This is a genomic window from Bacillus sp. NPDC057893, from assembly GCF_042796455.1.
In the GTDB taxonomy this organism is placed as follows: Bacteria; Bacillota; Bacilli; order Bacillales; family Bacillaceae_G; genus Bacillus_A.
This window is the reverse complement of sequence record NZ_JBHVNG010000020.1, coordinates 25,200-34,700: the sequence shown is the minus strand read 5'-3', so window position 1 is coordinate 34,700 and position 9,501 is coordinate 25,200. Positions and strand designations below refer to the sequence as shown.

General features: G+C 33.1%; 9 protein-coding genes. 6 read left to right on the top strand and 3 right to left on the bottom strand.

What is annotated here, in order from left to right; all coding sequences use genetic code 11:
- Nucleotides 1-267 (bottom strand): hypothetical protein (locus ACFVQC_RS29210; protein WP_377900019.1); only part of this gene is annotated, 267 nt, incomplete at its 3' end.
- 857 nt (nt 268-1,124) lie between these two features.
- Between ACFVQC_RS29210 and tnpA the strand changes: the two genes are divergently transcribed.
- Both tnpA and ACFVQC_RS29200 read left to right on the top strand, forming a co-directional pair.
- Nucleotides 1,125-1,523 (top strand): IS200/IS605 family transposase, encoded by a 399-nt coding sequence (gene tnpA, locus ACFVQC_RS29205; RefSeq protein WP_070142913.1) that lies wholly within the window; start codon nt 1,125-1,127, stop codon nt 1,521-1,523.
- 11 nt (nt 1,524-1,534) lie between these two features.
- The gene (locus tag ACFVQC_RS29200) at nt 1,535-2,647 is read left to right on the top strand and encodes an RNA-guided endonuclease TnpB family protein (RefSeq protein ID WP_377900017.1); all 1,113 of its coding nucleotides are present in this window, start codon (nt 1,535-1,537) and stop codon (nt 2,645-2,647) included.
- Nucleotides 2,648-3,752: 1,105 nt separating this feature from the next.
- Here the strand turns inward: ACFVQC_RS29200 and ACFVQC_RS29195 are convergent.
- The gene (locus tag ACFVQC_RS29195; RefSeq protein ID WP_377900016.1) at nt 3,753-4,913 is read right to left on the bottom strand and encodes a tyrosine-type recombinase/integrase; all 1,161 of its coding nucleotides are present in this window, start codon (nt 4,911-4,913) and stop codon (nt 3,753-3,755) included.
- Between the two features lie 353 nt (nt 4,914-5,266).
- On the opposite strand from ACFVQC_RS29195, the gene ACFVQC_RS29190 reads away from it, so the two are divergent.
- Entirely contained in the window at nt 5,267-6,247 is a 981-nt protein-coding gene (locus tag ACFVQC_RS29190) for a hypothetical protein (RefSeq protein WP_002151815.1), read from the top strand.
- A gap of 611 nt (nt 6,248-6,858) precedes the next feature.
- Nucleotides 6,859-7,083 carry a hemolysin XhlA family protein gene (locus ACFVQC_RS29185; protein WP_002151817.1) on the top strand — a complete coding sequence of 75 codons (225 nt, stop codon included), beginning with the start codon at nt 6,859-6,861 and terminating at the stop codon, nt 7,081-7,083.
- Here the strand turns inward: ACFVQC_RS29185 and ACFVQC_RS29180 are convergent.
- On the bottom strand, nt 7,066-7,356 hold the full coding sequence (locus tag ACFVQC_RS29180) for a hypothetical protein (protein ID WP_002151818.1): 291 nt from the start codon (nt 7,354-7,356) through the stop codon (nt 7,066-7,068). The genes ACFVQC_RS29185 and ACFVQC_RS29180 overlap by 18 nt on opposite strands.
- Nucleotides 7,357-7,483: 127 nt before the next feature.
- Between ACFVQC_RS29180 and ACFVQC_RS29175 the strand changes: the two genes are divergently transcribed.
- Both ACFVQC_RS29175 and ACFVQC_RS29170 read left to right on the top strand, forming a co-directional pair.
- A complete protein-coding gene (locus ACFVQC_RS29175; RefSeq protein WP_002144383.1) occupies nt 7,484-7,912 on the top strand; it encodes a cell wall hydrolase in 429 nt (142 codons plus the stop codon).
- A 694-nt stretch (nt 7,913-8,606) separates the two neighbouring features.
- Nucleotides 8,607-8,723 (top strand): DeoR family transcriptional regulator, encoded by a 117-nt coding sequence (locus ACFVQC_RS29170; protein WP_002151820.1) that lies wholly within the window; start codon nt 8,607-8,609, stop codon nt 8,721-8,723.
- The last annotated feature ends 778 nt before the right edge of the window (nt 8,724-9,501 follow it).

Here is a 9,501-nt window from a genome sequence, read left to right as displayed (position 1 = left end):
AATACGTGCTAATCCCGGGAAACAATCAAAGTCAGATAAAATGATTACGTTGTTTCCTTGAAAACCTTGGAATGTTGCACTTGTAGGTGGTTGACGATCATATTGAATAACAATACAAGTACCAGGAGTTAATGTGTGTAAGAATTGTAATAGCTCTGGATTGTTATTCTGTTTTTTTCTATTGTCTTCTCTTTCTTCTTTTCTGTGATGATCTCTCCGATCATCACATCTATCGAAATCACAACCTCCACAAAAACCAAAACCCATAAAAATTACCCCCTTTCGTTCGTTAGTACATCTTATGCTCGTCTAGAAAGGATGGTGTGAGTATAGGAGTCTAGTTAAGTGTGGATTTTTTATGTAAATATGAAAGTGGTTTAATAATATTGTTTTTGGTTCTGGTGCAAAAAATCTATAAAACTTGGACATACTGATACTATTACTCTAAAAAGGTGTGTAATTGGTATGGAACGAATTGAAGTGGCTGAAGAATTAATTGAGAATATGCGGGAGTGTTTTTTGAGCGGAACATCCTCAATGTGTGAAGCTAATGATTTTAATATCGTATCTTAGCTGATAGAAGAAGTGACGCGTAAATCCGAGTGAAAACTTCATTTGACACAACAAAGTAGCCAGCTGGATTAGCTAACCACTTGTTGTACAAAAGAAAATTAGGCCCTACAAGTTAGGTTGTGTAACTTTAAAGTCACAGTTATAGTATAAACCGGATCGGAAATGTTATTCGGAAGGGAATATAACAAAAATATCATTTTGTAGAGATTATTTACACATAAAAAGAGCGCTTATATAGCGCTCTTTAAAAGGTAGGCTTCAGATTACACCTGCCTATATGTAATCTGCAGGCATGTGTAGCATATGTAAACTTGAATTGAATTGTGCAAATAAATTAACAATACAGGAGCAGAGTAAAAGTGTTTATGAACGGTGGGACAGAGTACAAATTTAACGCATTCCCCGAAAGAATTCTCCTTCCTCAAGCGTGTGAAGGGCGTAGCCCAACGATAGGTGGGAGATGAATTTCGGTTTGGTGTAGACAAAAGGCTTTGCTTTTTATTTTGCCTCTGATAAAATCAGTCTTATAAAGAATAAAGGTTGGTATACGAATGAAATTAGATAGCAATAATCATTCAGTGTTCTTGTTGTATTATCATCTTGTGTTGGTCGTAAAATACAGAAGAAATGTGTTCGATGATGATATATCAGACTATGCAAAAGACATGTTTGTCAGGTTATCCGAGAATTACAACATAACACTGATAGAGTGGAATCATGATGTAGACCATGTTCATATTTTGTTCAAGGCACATCCGAATACAGAAATGACAAAATTTATTAATGCTTATAAAAGTGCAAGTTCTCGACTAATCAAGAGAGACTTTCCACAAGTGAAAAAGAAACTTTGGAAAGAGATGTTTTGGTCAAGAAGTTTTTGCTTACTAACTACTGGTGGTTCGCCAATAGACGTAGTAAAGAAATATATTGAAAATCAAGGTGAAAAGTGAGGTGAAATGATATGACAAAGCATAATAAAGCATATAAATTCCGTTTGTATCCAACAGAAGAACAAGCATATCTTATGCGTAAAACCTTCGGGTGTGTACGTTTCGTGTATAATAAAATGTTAGCTGAACGAAAAGAAGCATACGAAAAATACAAAGATGATAAGGAACAACTAAAGAAACAAAAGCCTCCAACTCCCGCGAAATATAAAGCAGAATTTGAGTGGTTAAAAGAAGTTGATTCATTAGCTTTGGCAAATGCTCAACTAAACTTGCAAACTGCCTATAAGAATTTCTTTAGTGGTCAAAATGACTTCCCAACATTCAAAAGTAAAAAAGACAGAAAGTCTTATACAACGAATGTAGTAAACGGAAATATTATGTTACTTAATGGTCATATCAAATTGCCAAAACTGAAAATGGTACGTATCAAACAACATAGAGAAATACCACAAGATTATATGATCAAGTCATGTACGATTTCTATGACACCTACTGGTAAATACTATGTGTCCATCTTGACTGAATACGAAAAAGAGATTGTACAAAAAGAAGTAGAAACAGTTGTTGGGTTAGATTTTGCGATGGGTGGATTATACGTTAGTTCTGAGGATGAGAAAGCCAATTATCCTAAGTTCTATCGTGAAATGTTAGACCGATTAGCAAAGGCACAACGAGTATTATCAAGGCGCAATAAAGGTTCTGAGCGTTGGAATAAACAACGTATTCGTATAGCTAAGTTACATGAGAAAGTAGCTAACCAACGTAAGAATTTCCTTCATCATGAGTCCAAAAAGTTAGCTGCTAATTTTGATGTTGTAGCTATTGAAGACCTAAACATGAAAGGAATGTCGCAAGCACTTCATTTTGGAAAAAGTGTCGCTGATAATGGGTGGGGTATGTTCACTTCTTTCTTAGCTTATAAACTAAACGAACAAGGAAAACAATTTGTGAAAATAGACAAATGGTTTCCTTCCACAAAAACATGTAGCAGCTGTGGAAATGTGAAAAATATGACATTGTCTGAACGAGTCTATTCTTGTATATGCGGTTTAAATCTCGATAGAGATTATAACGCAGCTATCAATATCAAAAATGAAGCAATACGCCTATTAGCGTTAGCATAAATAGTAATAAAATAACCTTTGGAACAAGGGAGTTAGCTCGGCTGTCTTAGGACGAATTCGTTAGCTATCAAAAGTAATGATTAACCGAGAAGCCCCAACTTCAAACAGTCCGTTAGGACGTTAAGTGGCGGGTAGTTCACATATATGGGAAATAATTAAAAACAAGTTGGCTCGTATCAATGATGTAATGATTAGGTCTACTAATATTTCTTCGCTAAAATTTATATCAACGCATACATCACCAATTAAATTTTATATCTTGTTCGTATAAAAAATTGTCTATAACAGGTTCTTATTCTTTGTTATATTGAAACTACACAATCAACGTATTTAAAACCTTTTTAGGCATAACAAGAATTAATGGTCATACAATGATATAGAAAGATGCATCCAACATATAAATTATCTCTGGCACTCTGAAAAGACACCTCATTAAGGTGTCTTTTTACTTTTCACCTTTCAAGAAGAATAAGCATACTAAAGTATAGGACGAGCTTAACCGCTCCTATTCCATTGGCACAACAAAGCAGCTAGCTTGATTAGCTAACCATTTGTTGTACAAAAGAAAATTAGGCCCTACAGGTTAGGTTGTGTAGCTTTAAAGTCACAGTTATAGTATAGACTGGATTGGAAATGTTATTTGGAAGAGAATATAATAAAAAATTCATTTTGTAGAGCTTATTTACACATGAAAAAAAGCGCTTATATAGCGCTTTTTGAAAAGTAGGTTTCAAGTCACACTCCCAAATGTGATTTGAATACATGTGCATAAGTAGCATATGTAAATTTGAATTGAATTGTGCAAAAAATTAACAATACAGGAGTGGAGTAAAAGTGTTTATGAACGGTGGGAAAGATTATAAATTTAAAATAAATTCCGAACGATTAAGGGTTCTTATTTTAATAGATGGAAAATAATTGAAAAATAAGCTAGTTCGTATCAATGATATAATGGTCCCCCTTACTAATATTTCTTCGCTAAAATCAATATCAACGCATACACCACCAATTAAATTTATATTTCGTTCATATAAAAAAGCATCCATAACGGGTGCTTTTTCTTTGTTGTATATAAATTATACAATTAATCTTAATATGAACGAAATTAGAATTCATCTTCCTTAATTAGATTGCCAGCATCGTTATCTTTCGTTAATCTTTGTTTTAGGTAGTTTTCTTTTGTTGTCCGGTCATTTTTATGACCTACTGCGGCCGCTATTACATGAGGTGCTAGTCCTTTGTAGTCGTATAAGTACTGCACATAAAAATGTCTAAAAAAGTGGGGAGTGATTCGTATATTTTCCGTAAAGGGTAACTTTGTATCCTTAATGATTTTAGAAATATATTGTGATAAATAATTTTCTTTATAAGCAGTATGATTCTTTGTTTGAAATATAGTCACACCATTTTTATTTCCAATGTCCACAGGTAATCGTCTCCGGATTCGAAACGCAACAATCCGATTGAAAATCTCCTTATTAATAGAAACAATCCGTTCATTATCTCCCTTTGTATCAACTATTAAATAGTAACGTCCACGTATAGCGTCATACTCAAGATCTTCCCACTTTGCATGGGCCACTTCTGCAACACGTAATCCCGTAGTAGCTAGGACCGATAATAAAGCGTAATTAATTTCATTATCCTTATAGTAATGAAGCAACTGCTTCACTTCCTCATATGATAATTCGCGTTTTGGTTTATGGTGTTTATTAACGGTCGTGCTTAGAATTTCCACATGAAGAGGTTCCTGGATATATTGAATTTCATATAGCCATTTCAAATACGAACGGATTACACCAAGTTTCCGACTAATTGTAGATATTTTGTATTTTTCTTTTGATTGATAGGAGATTGCATCCTGGGATAACCATTTTTGATAGTTACGTATATGTCGCTTTCTTAAGTTCCTCCAAACTTGGCCGACTACATAATCTTTAACATCTTGCTGCAGAAATTCTGTACTTTGTTTGATGAAAAAATAGAACTGGCTTAAGTCACGTGCATATAGAGTCCTGGATGCATCCTTTATACGTTTTTCTTGGTCAAAATGTGTTTGCCGATTTAAATAGTAATACAATATTTCTTCATCTGAAAATCCCTCATATGTATAGGAATCTTCTCTTTCGTTATTTCCCTTTTTAAATTCAGCTTCATTTATATAATCTTGATTCCATATCGCAATTATGTTTGAGAAATTTTGTTTTTGTTTCTCTATATTTTCTAAATAAGTTTCACTATGAATTGTATTTAATTTAAATTTCATTGTTAATCAACTCCATATTAATTCCCTTTATATCTAATATTATAACTGAATTACATTAAAAGTTACTTACATAGTAAGATTAAATTTTATAAAAATGAAAATAACGAATAACCATAGAAAATCTCCCATTTTCTATGGTTGTATAAATTTTATTTCTATAAATTATCTGTGATTTTTTTATTTAAACATATAAATTAATTTAATTGGAAATTATAAATAACTTTTGATTATCTTTATAAATAACTTGAACATTACCTATGATATAATAAATTACAGTTATATAATTCTTAAGTTTTAAATTAAAATAGGATAATCTATTTAAAAAATACAAATTAAATGAAAGGGGAAATAATATGAATGAGAATCAACCAATCAATATGAATACAACGGAAGTAAAGGAGTATTTAAGCGTTAGTAGTTTCGTTGTTAATAATCTTATGAAGCAGGGACAATTAATTCCAATCAATAAAGATACATGGCGATTAGATGGGAGTTTCCTTTTTAGAAAAGAGGATGTAGACTCAATTAAAAAGGAAAGGGAGATAGAAGGTCTTACTTTATACCAGGCTAGTAAAAAATACGATATAAGTACATATCAATTAGAAAAATGGTTAGAAGATGGAGAATTGACAGCTACTATACAGGAATATCGTAACCGTGAGACTAAATTCCTTCAAGAAGAAGAGTTAGGCAATCTTGTACATCGATTGGATCAATCGAATGCAATGTATACATTCTCTCAAAAGTATCATACTGTACTTTTCCAAAGATATATCCAGGGGAATACAATAGCAAGAGTCATTTCTATTCCAAAGCGTGGAGATATTATGTTAATTGATGAGTTCGGAAATGAATTTACCTTAAAAGAAGCAAAAAAATTAGGATATGAACAAGCTTATGAGTTGACTGATAAACCTCGGAGCCATCATCAAAGATTTATTAAGTTTCGTTTACCTAAGTCTGATCAATTACGTAGTAGTTCTTTCCAAAAAGTTGACTTAATACTCCAATATGTCTCACCAAGAAATATAAAGATTTCAGAAGAGGAGGGCTTTTGGTATTTAGATGTACGACAATCACTTATTGAATTGCCTATGGGTATGCAAATGGAGTGGATTGAGAGCCTCTCACCATATTTAATTGAAGGGAAATTAGTGAAACGTGTTAATAGTAGCGTCTATTTAGATAGTAGCAGTGTGACAAAACCAGTTACGATGTCCAGTAAAGAATATCAAGTACTTAATAAAATAGTCGAAGAAACAAACAGCACTATTGACGAATTTATTGCGTCCGCTATTCGCGAAAAAATCAATTACTATCAAAATACACAATAAACGTATTTAAAAGCCATTTTAAGCATAACGAGAATTGATAATCATATAATGATACAGAAAGGTCTTTTCCAGGTAGCTACCTCTTATACATCAAAAAGGCACCTAATTAAGGTGTCTTTTTACTTTTCACCTTTCAAGAAGAACAAGCATATATTAAAGTATAGGACGAGCTTAACCGCTTCTATTCTATTTTGATACTCAGTTAAAACTCCTTATCACATTAAGAGCATCTACTGCCTTGGATGCTCTCTTTTTATTGAACAAAATGGGCATTTAATGTTCTGTAGACGCAGACATAGAGGCAGTAATAACCGTCGAAATTGATAATATCCTTTGAAAGAGCGTTTTTTGTTTATGGATTTTCTAAACTTTTTATGAATGTAGTTGAGATTCGATTGAAGTTCTAACAAAACAACCGAATATGATTAATTAGTACAACCATCGGTCAATTAACAAATGCTTGTATTAGTTTAGTAATGATAAATACGATTGGAAAAGGTGTATAAAATAAAGATTCAACATGGAAATAACTCGTATACATTCACATCGAAAAAGGTTGTCTCATAAAATATAGAGATTGTTCTATTAAGATATTAGAAGGATGTGAGTATATGGAAGACTTAAATGTGAAAATTGACAGTCTAAAATCAGAACAAAAAGAGATCATGCGTGATATTCGTAATTTAGAAACTCGAATAATAATTAACGAGAAAGACATTTCTACAATTAATAAGCAATTAGAAAAAATCAGCACGAATACCTCTTGGATTTTACGGATTATTATCAGTACGATAATTATGGCTGTTCTAGGTTTGATACTAAGAGGGACAATTTAAAATTCCCAAAAGTACTTTTTGAAGAGAGACAAGTGTCTCTCTATTTATTTTGAGGAGACGCATGTCGGAAAAAGATAAAATACTAACTTGAATCATATTTCTCAAAAGTAAATGTAAATAAGTAACTCCAACTATTGAAACTACATAATCCTTATAAATACCTCTATTCATGAGTTTATTTAGCAATTCTTCTTCACCTGTCGTTCCATCTTTAAGACCCATACCAATGACAATACAAATCCTTCCATGAAAGAGTCCATATTCAAGTACCATCATCCTTCCTATTCAAGAGTAATTATCTTTCATACTTCGTAGACATAACAATCTATATTATGTGAAAAAGTCATTATCCTGATTAATAAGCAATACTATAAGAAGAAAATATAATGGAGGTGAAGTCATGGGGGTTGTTAACGCTACAGATGCAGATATTGCACTTTTAGCAAGATTACTGAGAGCAGAAGCCGAAGGAGAAGGAATTCAGGGTATGTTGCTCGTCGGAAATGTAGGAATTAACCGAATAAGAGCCAATTGTTCCGATTTTAAAAATCTTCGTACCATTAGACAAATGATTTACCAAGAACACGCATTTGAAGCTGTTACTCACGGTTATTTCTATCAAAGAGCAAGAGAAAGTGAAAAACGCTTAGCTCGTCGAGTAATCAATGGAGAGAGGTACTGGCCTGGGAAATTTAGTTTATGGTATTTTAGGCCACCAGGTGATTGTCCTCAACAATGGTATAATCAGCCTTTTGTCGGGCGTTTTAAAAAACACTGTTTTTTTCAACCAACAGCCGCAACTTGTGAACAGGTTTATAACACATTTTAAACAGTGATAAAAACAATCTGTAATTAAAGAAAGTATAAAAGAGCGTTAATTTAACACTTGTTTGCTAGTTTTAGGAGTGGTGTCAGGATTTTGCAGATTTCCAATGTTAAGATAAAAAACTTTGTATCAATAGGGTTTCTCCTATTGAAATGTGAAGTTAGTGAACTACTCACCACTTAGCTGACGCTTGAAGTGGGAGCTTCTTGGGAAGTAAGTGATTTTTACTAGTCACTTATGTTTACCAATCTAACAGGGTAGTCCCTCCCCCTAAAAATAGTATGAGTACGTTAGACACATATACGCTACTTTCTTCGCCTGGTTTTCACATATTTCAGTAGCGCAGGACGATAGAACGTTGAAGATTTTACCTTGTAGACGAATTTCCTACAACAACCTTATATCTTCAGTTTTCAAAGAGCGATCTGTATAAAAGTATAGGGTAGCAAATATGTTGGCTTACGCCAACCAAAATTCATCTTCCACTTACCGTTGGGCTATCGTCCTGCACACGCTTGAGTAAGGAGAATTCTTTCGGGAAGTGCGGTTAGAAATAATTTAAAGAAATCTAGATAAAACAAAAAAACACAGATAAATTGCTATCCATGTGTTTTTTGTATCCATTTTTATCATTTAAATATCCATGACTATATATTATAACGATGCCAAATTATGTCATAGTTATGTAGGAGATTCGATGTCTAGAGCAAAAAGATTAAATGAAATGATTATGATGGTTAATCGAATGAAAAAATTTACTGTGGGAGAATTAGCACACGAATTGATTGTTTCAAAACGAACCATTTTCAATTAGGTTTGCACATTTAGACAGTTAAATAAATATAGGTAACTTTATGGAGTGGTGGTATAGGATCTATTAATCCTTAATTATATAATATGAATAACTTGTTGACACTACCACCCCTAAAGGGGCAAGCCGACTAACGTCAGTGGGATTCTTGCTACCAAAGGCAAAGTCCATTTCTGGTATCGCTGACGTGCAAGATTGCGGTGTGCCGTCACCACTCTCACGACAGACCGTATAGGTTCGTGAGCTACGGTACTATAACCATACCGTACAGATCGCGTTGCGTGTTCATATGTTTTAGCGTCTTGTTCTTGACGACACATATCATTTTACCGATAGCGTGAATTCGGCTATCGAACTCCATATGATATCTTGTTTTCAAGGAACACATAGGCGTTTTAAAGACTTGTGCTTGTCTATCGTTCAAGTATAACCAAAACACAACTGTTTTTCTATGAAAAAGCGATACTTTCATCCCATGCCTAAAGGCGGACTAAAGTCCGATATGGGCTTTCCCACATCGCGAAATCTGTAATTAACTTGTACATTTTTAATAAATTTATTTGTTTTATGTAAAAGGTGCCAAGAAATACTTTGTAGTTTTATTTCTTGGCATGGGTATTTATTTGGGTCATTTGGATGCCGACCTTACAATAGTATATGTCCGCTATATGAAATGGTTTGTTATTTACGTTCAGTTCAGTAAATTTAGGAAAGAAAAAACACCTATTTTTTAATAGGTGTTTTTTCTGCAAATTGGCTTATAAAATTAAAGGAAAGGTAT

Coding starts and splice junctions, on each gene's coding strand:
- tnpA (WP_070142913.1), top strand. CDS start 1,125: ATGAAATTAGATAGCAATAATCATTCAGTGTTCTTGTTGTATTATCAT.
- ACFVQC_RS29200 (WP_377900017.1), top strand. CDS start 1,535: ATGACAAAGCATAATAAAGCATATAAATTCCGTTTGTATCCAACAGAA.
- ACFVQC_RS29195 (WP_377900016.1), bottom strand. CDS start 4,913: ATGAAATTTAAATTAAATACAATTCATAGTGAAACTTATTTAGAAAAT.
- ACFVQC_RS29190 (WP_002151815.1), top strand. CDS start 5,267: ATGAATGAGAATCAACCAATCAATATGAATACAACGGAAGTAAAGGAG.
- ACFVQC_RS29185 (WP_002151817.1), top strand. CDS start 6,859: ATGGAAGACTTAAATGTGAAAATTGACAGTCTAAAATCAGAACAAAAA.
- ACFVQC_RS29180 (WP_002151818.1), bottom strand. CDS start 7,356: ATGGTACTTGAATATGGACTCTTTCATGGAAGGATTTGTATTGTCATT.
- ACFVQC_RS29175 (WP_002144383.1), top strand. CDS start 7,484: ATGGGGGTTGTTAACGCTACAGATGCAGATATTGCACTTTTAGCAAGA.
- ACFVQC_RS29170 (WP_002151820.1), top strand. CDS start 8,607: ATGTCTAGAGCAAAAAGATTAAATGAAATGATTATGATGGTTAATCGA.